The 17,015-nt window shown below is 66.7% G+C and carries 18 protein-coding genes and 1 tRNA gene; 4 read left to right on the top strand and 15 right to left on the bottom strand.

Translation table 11 applies throughout. From position 1 onward, the window contains the following. Positions 1-26 precede the first annotated feature (26 nt). Positions 27-2,318, bottom strand: a complete 2,292-nt coding sequence (rnr, locus tag PK606_RS07265) for a ribonuclease R (RefSeq protein WP_324562338.1) — start codon at positions 2,316-2,318, stop codon at positions 27-29. Positions 2,319-2,357: 39 nt separating this feature from the next. Here rnr and PK606_RS07260 point away from each other — a divergent pair. Next, positions 2,358-2,442: transfer RNA gene (locus tag PK606_RS07260), tRNA-Leu, on the top strand. Positions 2,443-2,618: 176 nt separating this feature from the next. Here PK606_RS07260 and phaR read toward each other — a convergent pair. Further along, complete coding sequence (phaR, locus tag PK606_RS07255; protein WP_324562238.1) at positions 2,619-3,185, bottom strand: polyhydroxyalkanoate synthesis repressor PhaR; 567 nt, start codon at positions 3,183-3,185, stop codon at positions 2,619-2,621. Between the two features lie 318 nt (positions 3,186-3,503). On the opposite strand from phaR, the gene rpoH reads away from it, so the two are divergent. Together rpoH and PK606_RS07245 are read left to right on the top strand one after the other, a co-directional pair. Then, entirely contained in the window at positions 3,504-4,409 is a 906-nt protein-coding gene (gene rpoH, locus PK606_RS07250; protein WP_502920801.1) for an RNA polymerase sigma factor RpoH, read from the top strand. A gap of 238 nt (positions 4,410-4,647) precedes the next feature. After that, complete coding sequence (locus PK606_RS07245) at positions 4,648-5,577, top strand: Bug family tripartite tricarboxylate transporter substrate binding protein (RefSeq protein ID WP_324562335.1); 930 nt, start codon at positions 4,648-4,650, stop codon at positions 5,575-5,577. 46 nt (positions 5,578-5,623) lie between these two features. Here PK606_RS07245 and PK606_RS07240 read toward each other — a convergent pair whose 3' ends face one another. The 5 genes from PK606_RS07240 to PK606_RS07220 are packed head-to-tail and all read right to left on the bottom strand — an operon-like array spanning position 5,624 to position 9,801. Continuing rightward, entirely contained in the window at positions 5,624-6,235 is a 612-nt protein-coding gene (locus PK606_RS07240) for an SCO family protein (protein WP_324562235.1), read from the bottom strand. A gap of 5 nt (positions 6,236-6,240) precedes the next feature. Then, the gene (cyoE, locus tag PK606_RS07235; RefSeq protein ID WP_324562333.1) at positions 6,241-7,140 is read right to left on the bottom strand and encodes a heme o synthase; all 900 of its coding nucleotides are present in this window, start codon (positions 7,138-7,140) and stop codon (positions 6,241-6,243) included. 49 nt (positions 7,141-7,189) lie between these two features. Further along, positions 7,190-8,383, bottom strand: a complete 1,194-nt coding sequence (locus tag PK606_RS07230; RefSeq protein WP_502920800.1) for a COX15/CtaA family protein — start codon at positions 8,381-8,383, stop codon at positions 7,190-7,192. Positions 8,384-8,405: 22 nt separating this feature from the next. Beyond that, the gene (locus tag PK606_RS07225) at positions 8,406-9,050 is read right to left on the bottom strand and encodes a redox-active disulfide-containing membrane protein (protein ID WP_324562230.1); all 645 of its coding nucleotides are present in this window, start codon (positions 9,048-9,050) and stop codon (positions 8,406-8,408) included. 46 nt (positions 9,051-9,096) lie between these two features. After that, on the bottom strand, positions 9,097-9,801 hold the full coding sequence (locus tag PK606_RS07220; RefSeq protein ID WP_324562227.1) for an SURF1 family protein: 705 nt from the start codon (positions 9,799-9,801) through the stop codon (positions 9,097-9,099). 51 nt (positions 9,802-9,852) lie between these two features. Here PK606_RS07220 and PK606_RS07215 point away from each other — a divergent pair, with 51 nt between their 5' ends. Then, positions 9,853-10,083 (top strand): twin transmembrane helix small protein, encoded by a 231-nt coding sequence (locus PK606_RS07215; RefSeq protein WP_502920799.1) that lies wholly within the window; start codon positions 9,853-9,855, stop codon positions 10,081-10,083. A gap of 102 nt (positions 10,084-10,185) precedes the next feature. Here PK606_RS07215 and PK606_RS07210 read toward each other — a convergent pair whose 3' ends face one another. From PK606_RS07210 to PK606_RS07175, 8 genes are all read right to left on the bottom strand, one after another. Continuing rightward, positions 10,186-11,067: a cytochrome c oxidase subunit 3 gene (locus tag PK606_RS07210; protein WP_324562223.1), complete on the bottom strand. Its 882-nt coding sequence runs from the start codon at positions 11,065-11,067 to the stop codon at positions 10,186-10,188. A 106-nt stretch (positions 11,068-11,173) separates the two neighbouring features. Next, entirely contained in the window at positions 11,174-11,383 is a 210-nt protein-coding gene (locus PK606_RS07205; RefSeq protein WP_324562221.1) for a DUF2970 domain-containing protein, read from the bottom strand. Continuing rightward, the gene (locus PK606_RS07200; RefSeq protein WP_502920798.1) at positions 11,380-12,042 is read right to left on the bottom strand and encodes a cytochrome c oxidase assembly protein; all 663 of its coding nucleotides are present in this window, start codon (positions 12,040-12,042) and stop codon (positions 11,380-11,382) included. The genes PK606_RS07205 and PK606_RS07200 overlap by 4 nt, the downstream gene beginning before the upstream one ends. After that, entirely contained in the window at positions 12,011-12,124 is a 114-nt protein-coding gene (locus PK606_RS07195; protein ID WP_324562330.1) for a cytochrome oxidase small assembly protein, read from the bottom strand. Before PK606_RS07195 ends, PK606_RS07200 begins: the two co-directional genes overlap by 32 nt. A gap of 31 nt (positions 12,125-12,155) precedes the next feature. Beyond that, positions 12,156-13,781, bottom strand: a complete 1,626-nt coding sequence (gene ctaD / locus PK606_RS07190) for a cytochrome c oxidase subunit I (RefSeq protein ID WP_324562216.1) — start codon at positions 13,779-13,781, stop codon at positions 12,156-12,158. A gap of 53 nt (positions 13,782-13,834) precedes the next feature. Then, positions 13,835-15,478, bottom strand: coding sequence for a cytochrome c oxidase subunit II (coxB, locus tag PK606_RS07185; RefSeq protein ID WP_324562214.1), 1,644 nt, complete (start codon positions 15,476-15,478; stop codon positions 13,835-13,837). Between the two features lie 13 nt (positions 15,479-15,491). Next, entirely contained in the window at positions 15,492-16,061 is a 570-nt protein-coding gene (locus PK606_RS07180) for a DUF2244 domain-containing protein (RefSeq protein WP_324562211.1), read from the bottom strand. Positions 16,062-16,103: 42 nt separating this feature from the next. Further along, a complete protein-coding gene (locus PK606_RS07175) occupies positions 16,104-17,015 on the bottom strand; it encodes a biotin synthase (protein ID WP_324562209.1) in 912 nt (303 codons plus the stop codon).

Raw genomic sequence — 17,015 nt, 5'->3', positions numbered from 1 at the left:
CAAGCTCCCGTTCTCATATACGACCTTCAACGCCGCCCGCTGCGCGGCTTGCCATTCTTCTGGACCTTGGCCGAGGCCTTCTTGACCGCGGACTTCAGCGCCTGCATGGGTGAGGGCGCGGATCGCGCACCCCCCTGCTGGGCACGCTCGGCCTCGCGCTTGTTGCGCGCGGCCCGCTTGGCCGAGGACTTGGCCGGCTGGCCGCGCTCGCCGGCTGGCGCCACGCCCTTGTCGCGCATCGCGCGCGACAGCAGGCCATCGCTTTCATGCACCAGGCGAAAGTCGATCTTGCGCGCGTCCAGGTCGACCCGGCTGACCTGCACCCGCACCCGGGTGCCCAGGCTGTAGCGGATGCCGGTGCGCTCGCCGCGCAGCTCCTGCTTGATCTCGTCGAAACGGAAATACTCGCCGCCCAGCTCGGTGATGTGCACCAGGCCCTCGACGTACAGCTCGTCCAGCGTGACGAACAGGCCGAAGCTGGTGGCGGCGCTGACGGTGCCGCCGTATTCCTCGCCCAGGTGCTCGCGCATGTACTTGCACTTGAGCCAGGCCTCGACATCGCGGCTGGCCTCGTCGGCACGGCGCTCGTTGGCGCTGCAGTGCAGGCCGGCCGCCTCCCAGGCCAGCATCTCGGGCGACTGCCGCTTGAGCTGCGGGGTCTCGGCCACCTTGCGCGATCCGCTGTTCCTCTGCAGGCGCGCGCGCAGCTTCTCGTGCGCCTCGCCGGGCGTGGGCAGCTCGGGCAGGCGGTACTTGCGCTTGTCCAGAATCGCCTTGATCACCCGGTGCACCAGCAGGTCGGGGTAGCGCCGGATCGGGCTGGTGAAGTGGGTGTAGGCGTCGTACGCGAGCCCGAAATGGCCGCTGTTGACGGGCGTGTAGATGGCCTGGCTCATCGAGCGCAGCAGCAACATCTGGATCTGCTCGGCGTCGGGGCGGTCCTTGGTGGCCTCGGCGATATGCTGGAATTCGCTCGGGTGCGGATCGTCGCTGATCGACAGGCCCAGGCCCAGCGCCCTCAGATAGGCGCGCAGGATCTCCTGCTTCTCCGGCGTCGGGCCTTCGTGCACGCGGTACAGGCCGGGCTGCTTGCCCTGCTGGATGAAGTCGGCACTGCAGGTGTTGGCTGCCAGCATGCACTCCTCGATCAGGCGGTGGGCATCGTTGCGCACCTGCGGCACGATCTTCTCGATGCGGCCGGCCTCGTCGCAGACGATCTGCGTTTCGACGGTGTCGAAGTCCACCGCGCCGCGTGCCTGGCGCCCTTTCAGCAGGGCGCGGAACACGTCGTGCAGGTTCAGCAGATCGGGCACGCGCTCCTGGCGCCGCGCCGCCTCGGGTCCGCGCGTGTTCGACAAGATCGCCGCCACCTCGTCGTAGGTGAAGCGCGCATGGCTGAGCATCACCGCCGGGTAGAATTGGTAGGCCACGACTTCGCCCTTGGCGTTCACCACCATGTCGCACACCATGCACAGGCGCTCGACGTCGGGGTTCAGCGAGCACAGGCCGTTGCTGAGCTTTTCCGGCAGCATGGGAATCACGCGGCGCGGAAAGTACACGCTGGTGGCGCGGTCGTAAGCGTCGACGTCGAGCGGCGCACCGGTCTGCACGTAGTGGCTGACGTCGGCAATCGCCACCAGCAGGCGCCAGCCGTTGGGCTTCTTGCCGCGGCCGCTGACCACCGCCGGCTCGCAGTACACCGCGTCGTCGAAGTCGCGCGCATCCTCGCCGTCGATGGTGCACAGCGGCAAGTCCGTCAGGTCGATACGGCCCTTCCGGTCGGCCGGCCGCACGGTGTCGGGCAAGGCACGCGCCTCGCCGATGGCGGCGTCGGAGAACTCGTGCGGCACGCCGTACTTGCGCACCGCGATCTCGATCTCCATGCCGGGGTCGTCGATCTCGCCCAGCACCTCCTTCACGCGTCCGACCGGCTGGCCGTAGAGCGCCGGCGGCTCGGTCAACTCGACCACCACCACCTGCCCGGTGCGCGCGGCGCCGATGGCGGCCTTGGGGATCAGTACGTCCTGGCCGTAGCGCTTGTCCTCCGGCGCCACCAGCCAGATGCCGCCTTCTTGCAGCAGCCGGCCGATGATCGGGTGCGGCGGGCGCTCCACGATCTCGAGCACGCGGCCCTCGGGCCGGCCGCGCCGATCCTGGCGCACGATGCGCACCTTGACGCGGTCGCGGTGCAGCACCGCGCGCATCTCATTGGGTGACAGATAGATGTCCGGTTCGCCGTCGTCGCGCGCCACGAAACCATGGCCGTCGCGGTGGCCTTGCACCGTGCCTTCAATTTCATCCAGCAGGCCGCTGGAAATATCCAAATTCTTGATATAGAATCCCTCGTTTCCTGAAATGCCCAGGTGGCGGAATTGGTAGACGCACTAGTTTCAGGTACTAGCGGGTAACTCCGTGGAGGTTCGAGTCCTCTCCTGGGCACCACAGACTTTCGTTGACACGCTCTCGCCAACTACGCGAGAGCCCTGGAAAAAGCCACTTTCGAGTGGCTTTCTTTTTCCCTGCACCGATCTGCTTCGCAGCCGTCACGACGGATGACTTGCGGGCAGGTCGACGAATGACAAGCATCGTCTCGGCAAACAGCGGCACCGGCCGACGCGCTAGCGCTTGATCCCGAACGCACCGAGCATCTGCTCGGCCTGCTTGGCAATCTGCTCCTGCATCTGCAGGAACATGTGCTTGCTCTGCTCGACGTAGTTGCCCATCAGGCCCTGCATCATCGGCGACTGCAGGCGCATGAACTGCGACCACATCTCGGGCGACAGGCCCTTGGACTGCTCGGCCAGCGTCGCCTGCATCTCCATGAAGGCCTGGATGTTCTTCTCCAGGTAGGAGCCCATGAAGCCCTGCATGGCGTGGCCATAGAAGCGGATGACGTTGGCCAGCATCTCCTCGGTGAACATCGGCGCGCCGCCCGCCTCGGCCTCCAGGATGATCTGCAGCAGGATGCTGCGCGTCAGGTCCTCGCCGGTCTTGGCATCGCGCACCACGAAGTTCGCCCGGTCCATCACCAACTGCCGCACCTGCGCCAGCGTGATGTAGCTGGAACTGGCGGTGTCGTACAGCCGCCGGTTGGGGTACTTCTTGATCACCCGTGGCGCCGGCTCACCGGCGCGGGCGGCAGTCGGTTGTTTTCCGGCCGGCGCGGAACCACGGGTGCCATTCATGCGTCTGATTGCCTGTACGACTGCTGCATTGCAACAGATTCTAAAGTGCGGACGCCAATGGCCGGAGTCGGGGTTCCCCGAGTCCGAGCGGGCACGCTGCCGAGGTCGGTCCAGGCGGGCTGTCTGCCTACAGACGGCAGCGCGCGGCTCCCGGACAATCGGTGCGGTGTCACCCGGTTGCGCTGACACTTGAAAGATCAGAGAAACGCAGTGAACTTTGCGTTTAGCACTCAATCCAACAGAGTGCTAAAATACCTGACTATGAAAAGAGGATATTAACGGATGACTGCTTCGGTTTCTGGCTCCAGCACCCATGCGATGGTTCCGGCGAACCCGTGGGCGGTCGTGCCGCCGCTCGGCAACCTGGACGCCTACATCACCGCGGTCAACCGCCTGCCGCTGCTCACGCACGAGGAAGAACAGCGCTTTGCCCGTGAACTGCGCGACACCGGCAGCTTGGAAGCAGCCGGTAAGCTGGTGCTGTCGCATCTGCGCTTGGTGGTGTCCACTTCCCGCCAGTACCTGGGCTACGGCCTGCCGCACGCCGACCTGATCCAGGAAGGCAACGTCGGCCTGATGAAGGCCGTGAAGCGGTTCGACCCCGACCAGGGCGTGCGCCTGGTCAGCTACGCGCTGCACTGGATCAAGGCCGAGATCCACGAGTACATCCTGAAGAACTGGCGCCTGGTCAAGGTTGCCACCACCAAGGCGCAGCGCAAGCTGTTCTTCAACCTGCGCTCGATGAAGCAGGGCTTCAAGGTCGAGGATGCGGAAGCCGACATCACGCACCGCGACGCGCTGACCGAGGCGCAGATCGACGTGGTGGCGCGCGAACTCAAGGTCAAGCCGGAAGAAGTGCGCGAAATGGAAAAGCGCCTGGCCGGTAGCGAGGTACTGCTGGATCCGGCACCGCACGACGATGGCGAGCAGGCCTTCGGCCCGATCGCCTACCTGTCGGACGCCAACTACGAGCCGACCGCGATGATCGAATCGGCACAGCGCGACGTGCTCGCCACCGAAGGCATCGCTACAGCGCTCAAGAGCCTGGACGAGCGCAGCCGCCGCATCGTCACCGAGCGCTGGCTGAACGTCAACGACGATGGCTCGGGCGGCATGACCCTGCACGAACTGGCGGCCGAGTACGGCGTCAGTGCCGAGCGGATCCGCCAGATCGAGGTCGCCGCGATGAAGAAGATGCGTGCGGCATTGGCCGAGTACGCCTGAACCCACAGCGGTTTCACGTTCACCATCCACCACGGACCACCGCCTGCCGCGCTTGCGCAGCAGGCGGTTCGCGTTTCTGGACGCCGACGCAGCGCCGCGGATAATCCAGACTCCTTTGTTGCCGGTGCGTCGGTTGGCGCATTCCGCCGTCCACATCACTCAGCTCACAGCCCAGTCTGCCCACGCCATGACCTCCCTGTTCCGCCGCCGTTTCCTACTCGCCCTGGCCGCCGCTGGCATGCCCTTCATCGTCCAGGCGCAAGGCGCCGACAACTGGCCGTCCAAGCCGCTGCGCATCGTGGTGGGCTTTCCGGCCGGCTCGTCGCCCGACCTGACGGCACGCGCGCTGGCCGAGCCGCTGGAAAAGGCGCTGGGCCAGTCGGTGGTGGTCGAGAACCGCGTCGGCGCCGGCGGCAACATCGGTGCCGACGCGGTCGCCAAGGCCACCGACGGCCACACCATCGGCCTGATGATCAACGGCAACCTGACCATCGCCCGACTGCTGAACCCGGCGGTGCGCTACGACCCGCTGCGCGACCTGGCGCCGGTCAGCCTGGTCGGGGTGGCGCCTCTGGTGTTGACCGCGCCAGCGAGTACACCCGGCGCTGACGCCAAGGCCTTCTTCGACGCCGCACGCGCCGCCGGCGACCGCTGGAGCTACGGCTCGCCCGGTGTCGGCACCGTCGGCCACATCGGCATGGAGCTGCTCAAGAACCGCGCCGGCATCGCGCCGGTGCACGTGCCCTACCCCGGCTACCCACAGGTGTTCAACGCCATGATGGCGGGCGACCTGCAACTGTCGATGCTGCCGCCGGCGCTGGCGGGCGCCCAGATCCGTGCCGGCAAGCTGCGCGGCATCGCGGTCACCTCCAGCGGGCGCAGCACCCTGGCGCCGGAGCTGCCCAGCCTGGCCGAAGCCGGCGTGAAGAACTTCAACCTGGAGATCTGGAACGCCGTCGCCGCGCCGGCGAGCATGCCGCGCGCGCACGCCGACAAGCTGGCCGCCGCCGTCAGCGCCATCGTGCGCGCGCCGGAGATGCGCCAGCGCCTGTTCCAGCAGGGCTGGCAGGCGGTGGGCTCGTCGCCGGAGGCGCTGGCCAACCGCATCCAGGCCGACACGCGCGTGCTGGGCGGCATCATCCGCGCGCAACAGATCAAGGCAGAGTAAGGCCGTCGGTGCCGCCGCAACGGAAGGTACCGACGGGCGCAGCGGCTCAGGCGCCCTTGAGCAGCAGCTTGACGTCCTCGGTCACTTCATCGACCGGCATACCGTAGCGGGCGAACAGGCGCAGGCGGCCCTGCGGATCGTAGATGTAGCTCTGCGCGCTGTGGTCCACGGTGTAGCTGGTCGGCGTCTTGCCGTCGGCCTTCTTGAAGTACACCTTGTAGTCCATCGCCAGCGCCGCCAGCTTCTCGGGCGACTCGGCGTACAGCGCCAGGAAGCCGGGGTCGAAGCTGGCCATGTATTCCTTCAGCACCGCGGGCGTGTCGCGCTCGGGGTCGACGCTGACGAACAGCACCTGCAGCTTGTCGCCGTCGGCACCCAGCTTCTGCTTGACCTGCGCCATGGTGGTCATCGTGGTCGGGCAGACGTCCGGGCACTGGGTGTAGCCGAAGAACATCACCACCACCTTGCCCTTGAAATCCTGCATGGTGCGCGCCTGGCCATTGAAGTCGGTCAGCTGGAAATCCTTGGCGTAGTCGGCGCCGGTGATGTCGACGCCACGGAACTGCGGCTTGGATGGCGAACAGGCGGCGAGCAGGCCGCCAGCGCCGAGCCAGACGGCGCTGGCGGCGATGGTATGGAGGACGGTTCGTCGGTTCATCTCTATCAAATCAGGTAGTGATCCAGCAGCAGCGCCGCGAACAGCACCGACAGGTGGATCAGGGAAAAACGGAAGATCTTGCGCGCCAACTGGTCCGAATAGTTACGCCACAGCTTGTAGGCGTACCAGATGAAGCCGCCGTTCAGCAGCAGCGCCGCCACCAGGTAGATCCAGCCGCTCATGCGGTAAATGAAGGGCAGCAGGCAGGCCGCCAGCAGGATGAAGGTGTAGAGCAGGATCTGAAGCCGCGTGAACTCGTTGCCGTGCGTGACCGGCAGCATCGGCAGCCCGCTCTTGCGGTAGTCCTCGACCCGGTACAGCGCCAGCGCCCAGAAGTGCGGCGGCGTCCAGATGAAGATGATCAGGAACAGGATCAACGCCTCCGGCCCCACGTGGTTGGTCATCGCCGCCCAACCCAGCACCGGCGGCATCGCGCCCGAGGCGCCACCGATGACGATGTTCTGCGGCGTCGCCGGCTTCAGAATCACGGTGTAGATGACGGCGTAGCCGATGAAGGTGGCGAACGTCAGCCACATGGTCAGCGGATTGATCCAGATGTACAGCATCGCCGAGCCGATCGCGCACAGCGCGATCGAGAACCCCAGCGCCTGCCGATCCGACAGCTGGCCGCGCGCCGTCGGCCGCCAGGCGGTGCGCCGCATCTGGGCATCGATGGTCTTCTCGACCAGGCAGTTGAAGGCCGCCGCCGCGCCGGCCACCAGCCAGATGCCGAAACTGGCGATCAGCATGCGCTGCACCGCTGCCCAGCCCGGCAGGCCAGGCACGGCCAGCACCATGCCGATGAAGGCGCAGAACACGATCAGCTGCACCACGCGCGGCTTGGACAAGGCGTAGTACTGGCGCCAGACCGGCAGTGTCGGCAAGCCGGCCGCTTGCGCCTGCACGGTGGGCGGCACCTGGGTCTGCACGCTCACTTGAGATTCCTCCTGGCGCTCATGCGGCCACCCCACGCGGGTTGGCCGCAGCCCGGGTTGCGACGCTGTCGGCGGACCGCGCGCGGCTGGCGCACAACGCCCAGGCCAGTACGGTCATCATGGCGGCCGCACCGCCGGTGTGCAGCACCGCGGCCAGCACCGGCCAGTCCAGGATCACGTTCGACAGGCCGGTGACCAGCTGCAGCACGGTCAGGATCAGCACCCAGCGCCGCTGCGCCGCCAGGTGTCCGGCCCGGTGCAGGCGCCACACCAATACGCCGACGACCACGAACAGCAGGTAGGCGAACAGCCGGTGGGTGTAGTGAATCGCCGTCAGCGCGTGGAACTCCAGCCGCGAGCCATCGCCAGAAGCGCCCAGCGGCCGCCACAGCTCGAAGCCCTGGGTGAAATCCATCACCGGCCACCAGCTGCCCTGGCACATCGGGAAGGTATTGCAGGCCAGCACGGCGTAATTGGTGCTGACCCAGCCGCCCAGCGCGATCTGCAGCGCCACCATCGCCGCGCTCAGCCACAGCAGTGCGCGCAGCCCGCGCGTCAGTTCCTCCACTGGCGCGCCGGCATCCTGCCGGTAGTGCTCGGCCTGCACCGCCAGCAGCACCAGCAGGCCGACACCGCCCAGCAGATGCAGGGTGACGATGGCGGGAAACAGCTTCATGGTCACGGTGAGCGCACCGAAAGCGCCTTGTGCGATGACCCAGACCAGGGTGGCGAGCGGCCACCACGGATGCACCACAGTCTGCACCGCCGAACCCGGCTCGGCACGCCGGCTGCGCCGCCACTGCAGCCAGGTGGTCAGTGCCAGCACGATGATCAGCACGCCGACCCCGGTGGCGAGGTAGCGGTGGATCATCTCGATCCAGGCCTTGCCGTGCGTGACCGGGCCGGTCGGCATAGCCTCCTGCGCCACCGCGATGTCGGCGTGGGCGCCAACCGGACTGGCCTTGCCATAGCAGCCCGGCCAGTCGGGGCAGCCGAGGCCGGAATCGGTGAGGCGCGTGAAGGCGCCGAACATCACCAGATCGAAGGTCAGGAACAGCGTCAGCAGCGTCAGTGCCTGCAGCCGGCGCGCCGGCGAAGCGTCGCGGCTGCGCAGCCACACCCAGGCCAGCGGACCCAGCGCGACCACCAGGCCCATGCCCATCAGGCGCAGGGCTGGGCTCAGGTTGTACAGGGGCAAGCTATCCATGACCATTCGCGTCTGCTCAGTTTATCCCTCAGCCATCGCCGCGCCCGGCGCGGTCCCAGCTGGACGAGGCGCGCATCAGCCGCCCCAGGTCGCTGCGCGCCTTGCCGGCGTTGGTCTTGTCGAGCCGGGCCGGGAAACGCATCATCCAGTGCCCCATCGGATCAACCACGTACAGGTGCTCGTTCAGCCGATGCCCGGTCGCGGGCGCCAGCCAGCGCGCCAGTTCGTCCGCCGGCACGCGCAGCACCCTGGCCTGCTCGAGCGCGGGCTGCAGCGCATCAGGGACCGCCGCACCATCATCGACCAGCCAGACCCAGTCGATGCGGTCCTTGTCCTTGCCCAGGCCCTCGCGCATCTGGCGTTGCAGGTACAGATTGCTCTGGCACAGCTCGTCGCAGGCACCACCGGCCACGCTGACCAGCAGCCACTGGCCCTTGAGCTGGCCCAGGTCGAACGGCTCGCCGCTCAGCTCGGTCGCCATCGCCGCCGGCAACTCCCGCTGCGGCTCGATCAGTTCACCGAAGCTGCGCCGGGCGTCGGGCCGCACCACGTAGTAGCTGTAGTACGAGGCGATCACCGGCGCCGCGCAGACCAGCGCCAGCGCCAGCATCTGCCAGCGACCGGTGCGGGTGCGGCGCGCGTCCTGCGCCAGCGCATCTTCCGGCGCCGGCATGGCATGCACCGTGAGACCCAGCGGTTCGCCGGGGCGGACATGCGGCTCAGCGGCCGGGGGAACGGAAGACAGGTCTGACAACTTGAAACCACACGAAAAGCAGGCCGATCAACGCGCACAGCCCAAACCACTGGAACGCATAGCCCTGGTGCGTGACCAGGCCACTACTCGGCTCCGGCCACTGGCGCAGCAGGCCGTCCGAAGGCGCTCCAGTCTGCCACACGACGACGGGCGCCAGCGGCAGGCCGGTTTCGACCCTGAAAGCGTCCAGGTCGAGATTCTGCCGGATCAGCTCTCGCCCTTCCTCGCCAAGGGCATAGACCCGCGATGCGCGCTCGGCGATGCGGCCGCTGATCCGCACCGTGCCGGCTGGTGTCGCCACCTCGGGCAGCGCCAGCCGATCGGCGAAATCGCGTGGTGCCCAGCCGCGCTGCACCAGCACCACCGTCTCATGGCCGAGCAGGTGCAGCGGCGTCAGCACGTAGAAGCCGGCGCGCTGGTCCATGCTGCGGTTGTCCAGATAGACCGTGCGCTCCGGCAGCCACTTGCCCTGCAGGCTGATCGCGCGGTGTCGCAAGGCCTCCAGCTGCGTCGCCGACAGCGCCCCCACCAGCGATGCGCCATCGAGCAACGGCTGCTGCTGCCGTTCGGCCACCAGGGCCTGCAGCGCCCGCTTCTCGTCGGCGCGCGACAACTGCCAGCGTCCGAGCGAAAACGTGCTTGCCATGCCCGCCAGCGCCAGCACGATCACCAGCCAGCGGCGCCAGACGTGGGTTCGCCCGCTCACGGGATAATGCGCTCCATGAAGCAATTGCTCATCGGCCTCGCGTTCATCGGCATCATCGGCAGCCTGGCCTCGGCCCTGGTGCTGATGATGAAACCGACCAAGCCCGGAGAGGCCGACGACCCGCTGCGCGCCGGCCGCATGGTCAAGGCGCTGGCGCTGCGGGTGGGGCTGTCGATCCTGCTGTTCATCTGCGTGCTGATTGCCTGGAAGCTCGGCTACATCAAGCCGTCCGGCGTTCCGGTGTAGCTTCGAGCGCGCGCCGCGCTGCGGCGCAGCGGCCGGTGCGGCCGTTGAAACGAAAAGAGCGCCAGCCGGCGCTCTTCTGGTCGGGGCAGGCCCGTGCGGCGATCACATCCAGTACACCAGGATGTACAGGCCCAGCCACACCACGTCGACGAAGTGCCAGTACCAGGCCGCGCCCTCGAGGCCGAAATGCTGCTTGGGCGTGAAGTGCCCGCGCATCAGCCGCAGCGTGATGAACAGCAGCATCAGCATGCCGATGAACACGTGGATGCCGTGGAAGCCCGTCAGCATGAAGAAGGTCGTGCCGTAGATGCCGGAGCTGAGCTTCAGGTTCAGGTCGCGGTAGGCGTGGATGTACTCGTAGCCCTGCACGAACAGGAAGGTCACGCCCAGCAGCACGGTGAACCACATGAAGGCGATGCAGCGTGCGCGGTTGCCCGCCAGCAGCGCGTGGTGCGCGATGGTCAGGGTCACGCCCGAGGTCAGCAGCAGCGCGGTGTTGATGGTCGGCAGCCAGAACGGACCCATGGTCTGGAACGGTTCGACGGTGCCTGCCGGCGAGCCGGTGGCGCCGGCGGCCGTGCTGGGCCAGACCGCCTTGAAGTCGGGCCACAGCAGCGCGTTGTCCAGGCTGGCGAGTTCCGGCAGCGAATGCGCCCGCCCCCACCAGAGCGCGGTGAAGAAGGCGCCGAAGAACATCACTTCCGAGAAGATGAACCAGCTCATGCTCCAGCGGTAGCCGATGTCGACCTTGCGGCTGTACAGGCCCCCTTCGCTCTCGCGGATCGAGTCGCTGAACCACTGGAAAAGCACGAACAGCCACCAGACGAAGCCGGCCAGCAGCAGCCACTTGCCCCAGGTCACGCCGTTGATCCACTGGCTGGCGCCGACGACCATGGCGAAGAACCCGAGCGCCGTCAGCACCGGGTGACGCGATGGGGACGGCACGAAGTAGTACGGCGCCTGACCGTGGGTGGTGCTGCTCATGTTCACTTCACTCCTGTACTCTCAGATTCATGGCTGCCGGCGCGCTCCTGATGCACCGGCAATCCTTGTTGTCTATGTCTGTCCATGGCCTTGATCCGCGCCAGCGCTAGCCCGCCGCACCGGCGACGACCCAGTTGACGATGCCCAGCAGCACCAGCACGAACAGCAAGGCGCTGATGATGATGGCCACGGCCAGGTACAAGGGGTTGGTCTGCGCCAGATCCTGCTGGTAGGCGCTGTTCTTGCGGATGCCCAGCATGCCCCAGGCCACCATGCGCATCGAGCGCCAGAACGAGGGCTTCACCGGCTCGCTCATGCCCCTGCTCCGTTCCGGACCGCATCAGGCGCGACGGTGGCGACCGGCGCCGCGGGCGTCTTTCCGCCGACCTCGAAGAAGGTGTAGGACAGCGTGATGGTGGTGACGTCCTTGGAGATACGCGGGTCGATCACGAAAGCGACCGGCCATTCCTTCTTCTCGCCCGGCTCCAGCGTGTACTGGTTGAAGCAGAAGCACTCCAGCTTGGTGAAGTGCGGCGCCGCCTGGCGCGGCGCGTAGCTGGGAATCGCCTGCGCCGCCATGCGCCGGTCCTGCACGTTCTGGAACTCGTACATCACCGTAGCCAGTTCGCCTGGATGCACCTGCACGGTGCGCTGCGCCGGCTTGAAATGCCAGGGACCGCGCACATTGGCATCGAACTCCACCGTGATGACGCGGCTGCGATCGACCTGGGTATTGCCCGCCATGGTGCGCGCTCGCTCGCCGGCCACGCCATTGCCGGGCACCTGGCGCTCGGTCAGCGACAGAATGTTGATGCCGGTGACGTCGCAGATCGCCTTGTACACCGGCACCAGCGCGTAGCCGAACGCAAACATGCCGGCCACGATGACGGCCAGCTTGCCGACCATCTTCAGGTTTTCAATGCGCGGCGCCACGATTCGATCCTCAACCACCGAACAGCACCATGCGGATGACATAGCCGATCAGGAACGCCAGCGCCACCGAGCCCAGGATCAGTCCCAGCCGGATATTGCGTCTGCGTTGCTCGTCGGTTGCCATCTCGCTCACTGCCACTTCGGTTTCTCGTCGATCAGCCGATCACGCGGGTCGCGGTCGCGTCCAGCTTGGGCGGGTTCTCGAAGGTGTGGAAGGGCGCCGGCGACGGCACTTCCCACTCCAGGCCTTCGGCGCCGTCCCAGGGGCGCTGCGGCGCTTTCTCGCCCTGGCCGCGCATGCACGGCAGCACCACGAACAGGAAGAAGTAGACCTGGGCGAAGCCGAAGAAGAAGGCACCGATCGAGGCCCACATGTTGAAGTCGGCGAACTGCATCGGGTAGTCGGCGTAGCGACGCGGCATGCCGGCCAGGCCCAGGAAGTGCATCGGGAAGAAGGTCACGTTGAACGCGATCATCGACCACCAGAAGTGGATCTTGCCGCGCGTCTCGTTGTACATCACGCCGCTCCACTTCGGGATCCAGTAGTAGAAGCCGGCGAACATCGCGAACAGCGAACCGGCCACCAGCACGTAGTGGAAGTGCGCCACGATGTAGTAGGTGTCCTGTATCTGGGTGTCGATCGGCGCCACCGCCGGAATCAGGCCGGTGAAGCCGCCGATGGCGAACACGAAGATGAAGCCGACCGCCCACAGCATCGGGGTCTCGAAGGTCATCGAGCCGCGCCACATGGTGGCGACCCAGTTGAAGATCTTCACCGCGGTCGGGATCGAGATCAGCATGGTCGCGTACATGAAGAACAGCTGGCCCGTCACCGGCATGCCGACGGTGAACATGTGGTGCGCCCACACGATCATCGACAGGATGGCGATCGCCGCGATCGCGTAGACCATCGACGAGTAGCCGAACAGCTTCTTGCGCGAGAACGCCGGTACCACCTGGCTGATGATGCCGAAGGCCGGCAGGATCATGATGTAGACCTCGGGGTGGCCGAAGAACCAGAAGATGTGCTGGTACATCACCGGGTCGCCACCGCCGGCGGGGTTGAAGAAGCTGGTGCCGAAATGGCGGTCGGTCAGCGTCATGGTGATGGCGCCGGCGAACACCGGCATCACGGCCACCAGCAGGTAGGCGGTGATCAGCCAGCCCCAGCAGAACATCGGCATCTTCATCAGCGTCATGCCGGGCGCGCGCATGTTCAGGATGGTGACGATGATGTTGATGGCGCCCATGATCGACGACGCACCCATGATGTGCAGCGAGAAGATCGCCGCATCCAGCGAGGCGCTCATCTGCAGCGACAGCGGCGCATACAGCGTCCAGCCGCTGGCAGGCGCGCCGCCCGACCAGAAGAACGAGGTGCCCAGCACCAGGCCGGCCGGCACCAGCAGCCAGAAGCTGAGGTTGTTCATGCGCGCGAAGGCCATGTCGGAGGCGCCGATTTGCAGTGGCACCATCCAGTTCGCGAAGCCGACGAAGGCCGGCATGATGGCGCCGAACACCATGATCAGCCCGTGCATGGTGGTGAACTGGTTGAACAGCTCGGGGTTGGCCAGCTGCAGTCCGGGTTGGAACAGCTCCGCGCGCAGCAGCAGCGCCAGGATGCCGCCCACCATCAGCATCGAGAACGAGAACAGCAGGTACAGCGTGCCGATGTCCTTGTGGTTGGTGGCGAACACCCAGCGCCGCCAGCCGGTCGGCGCGTGGTGGTGATCGTCGTGCGCGTGGTCGCCGGCGTGGGAACTGGGAAGTACGGCGCTCATGGTTTCACTCCAACAAATACGATGCGCTCAATAAAAATCTGCGAAGGCAGCCATCAGCTTGCGGACACGATGTCCACACGGCGCGCCTGGCTGTCGCTGCCTTGTCCTGCGGTGATGGCCTGCGGCTTGCGCAGATCGATCCGGTCCGCGGTCACGCCATCGGCCTGCAAGGCGTCGCGCACGGCCTGCGCGCGCTTCTTGGCAAGCTCCTCGTTGACGGCGGCGGTGCCGGTGGAATCGACGAAGCCCGACAGCGCGATCTTGGCGTCCGGATGGCTCTTCAGGAATTCGGCCGCAGCCTTGACGGTCTGCTGCGCCTCGCCGTCGAGACTGAACTCACCGGTGGCGAAGAACACCTGGTACGGCAGGCCGCTGGCCGCGGGCGCAGCGGTCGTCGGCGCGGCAGCCGGGGCCGCGCTCGCAACGGTGGTGGCCGGCGCGGCAGCGGCGGGAGCCGCCGCGGCAGGCGCCGCTGCCGGTGCCGCCGCCTTGGCGGGCGCGGCGCCATCGGTCGGGAACTTGCCGGCGCGCGCCGCCTTGAAGTCGGCCGGCTGGATCAGCTTGCCGGTCTTGTTGCTCCAATGGTTCTTGCTGTAGGTGGCCACCGCCGCCAGTTCGACATCGGACAACTGTTTCCACGACGGCATGGCGCCATTGAGGCGGCCCTCTAGCAGCACCTTCATCTGCTCGGCCGGCTGGTTCAGCACGACCTGACTGCCGTCCAGCGGCTTGATGGCACCGCCGCCCTTGCCGTTTTCCTGGTGGCAGGCGGCGCAGTTGGCGGCATACACCTTAGCGCCGCGCTCGACCAGTTCGGCCAGCGTCCATTCCTTGTTCGGGTCATCGGCCAGCGCCGCCAGGCGCTTCTTCTCGCTGTCGACCCAGGCGGTGTATTCGTTCTGCGCCAGCACCTTCACGTGGATCGGCATGTAGGCGTGCTCCTTGCCGCAGAGCTCGGCGCACTGGCCGTAGAAGTCGCCGGTCTGCTCGGCACGGAACCAGGTGTCGCGCACGAAGCCCGGAATCGCGTCCTGCTTGACGCCGAAGGACGGCACCATCCAGGAGTGCACCACGTCGTTGGCGGTGGTGATGACGCGCACCTTCTTGCCGACCGGCACCACCAGCGGGTTGTCGACCTTCAGCAGGTAGTTGTCGCCCTCCGGCTTGCCGGCGTTGGACATGGCCCGGTGCGACGGATCCAGCGTCGACAGGAAGGAAATGCCCTCGCCCTCGCCGTTCAGGTAGTCGTAGCCCCACTTCCACTGGTAGCCGGTGGCCTTGATGGTGAGGTCGGCGTTGGTGGTGTCCTTCTGCGCCACCACCAGCTTGGTCGCCGGCAGTGCCATGCCGATGATGATCAGGAACGGGATCACCGTCCAGGTGACCTCGACCACCACCGATTCATGGAAGCTCGCCGCCTTCGCACCCTGCGACTTGCGGTGCTTGAGCATCGAATAGAACATGACGGCGAACACCAACACGAAGATGACCGTGCAGACGATCAGCAGGTACCAGTGCAGCGCGAACTGCTCCTCGGCGATCTTGGTCACCGGCGGGTGCAGGTTCAGCTGGTTGACCGCCGGGCCACCCGGCAGGTCATTGACCTTCTGCGCATGAACAGCGGTGGTGGCCCAGGCTGCCGTCCAAACGGCTGCGTGGCGCGGCAGACCGGCCAGCTTGTTTGCAATGCTCTTCATCGTGTTCACGTCTTCAGTAACTGCTCAAACTTCCCGATCCGCCCGCCGTCGCGTACCCCGAGGTCTGCAACGCCCTGCGAATCTCCCCCGCCAGTGCCGGCCGCCACTCCGGCCGCACATGACGCCCGATCTCCACCTTCCGCCCATGCGCACGAACCTCGATCAGCGCCCGCCGATCGGCCGGCACGTCGATGCGCACATGCGCGCCACGAAATTCCAGTCGCTCCCGTCCACCACCGGATTCGCGCTCGACGATCAGGCTGCCGTCCTGCAAGGACACCGTCTCGCCATCGACCGCATGCCGTGCGTAAACCAGGAACGCCACCCCGACCAGCAGCAACTCCAGCCCGGCAAATCCCAACACCATCTTCGCGCCGATCGCCCAGAACCACAAGCTGATCACCACGGTCACGAGGCACAGCGATGCATACAGGGCGCCCAACTGCCGCGGCGTGACACTGCAGTTGCGCCGCAGATGCCAGGCCAGCGCCTGATTATCCATGCGTGCAAAGCGATAGGTCGACGACTCGAGCAAGGCGACAACACCTCCGAAATACACCATGCAGGCAGCTGCTGCCTGCATGTCGCACGAGTGTACTCCACTCAAGAAAGGGTTTGACCTTTCTCAAAGGGCGGGCAAATTCCTATTGCGCTGGCGCAAGGATGCCTTCATATGCTCGAGCGAAATCTCGGTTCGCGCGGCCACGGTGTGGCGCGGCTCGGGCTTGACGGCATGCCCGTAGACGATCTCGAAGCTCAGCGACAGCGGCTCGTTGCTGGCCGGGCGCAGGTGCTCATCGAGCGCCCTTTCGAGTTGCCGGCGCCAGGCCGGCGTGCGCAGGGCACCGAAGCGCGCCACATGCTGGTTGCGTCCGAGCTCGCGCAGCTCCGCCAGCAGGCGTGCCGGCGTTTCGAAGCTGAGCGTGATGTGCTCCATGTCCATCACCGGGTCGGCAAAGCCGGCCTCCAGCAGCTGGTCGCCCCAGTCGTGCATGTCGGTGAACTCCTGCGCCGGCGGCGGCCAGCCAAGCCGTGCGTAGAGCGCGCGCAACTCCTGCAGCGTGTCCGGCCCAAGGCAGGAAAACATCAGGAAGCCATCGACCGCCAGCGCGCGGTGCCAGCGGGCCAGCAGCTGTTCCGGATCGGCGCCCTGGTGCGCCAGCATGTTGGCCCACACCAGCTGCATCGTGCCGTCCGGCGGCGCGCTGACCACCTGGGCCGATGCGGCGCGCTTGCGACCGACGCGCTGCCACCAGCCGGCCCGCGCCGGCGCCGCATCGCGCTCCGGCACCGGGTGCCGCATGACCTGCAGCGCCTCGGCCTGCGGATAACGCTCCACCACCAGCGCATGACCCTGCCAGCCGCTGCGCGGCGGCTCCCAGTGGGCCCAGCGGTTGACCGGCAGCCGGATCACCGCCAGGCGTTCAGCCATACGGCGCGCCACCTCCTCGTGCAGCCAGGGTGTGGCCGCCGGCGCACGTTCCGCCCAGCGGTGTGCGGCGATGGGATCGATGGTGGAGCAGGGTGGTGTCGACAT

The organism is Ottowia sp., assembly GCF_035444425.1.
Lineage (GTDB): Bacteria > Pseudomonadota > Gammaproteobacteria > Burkholderiales > Burkholderiaceae_C > Ottowia.
The sequence above is the reverse complement of the archived record's forward strand: the minus strand, read 5'-3'. Positions and strand labels throughout refer to the sequence as shown.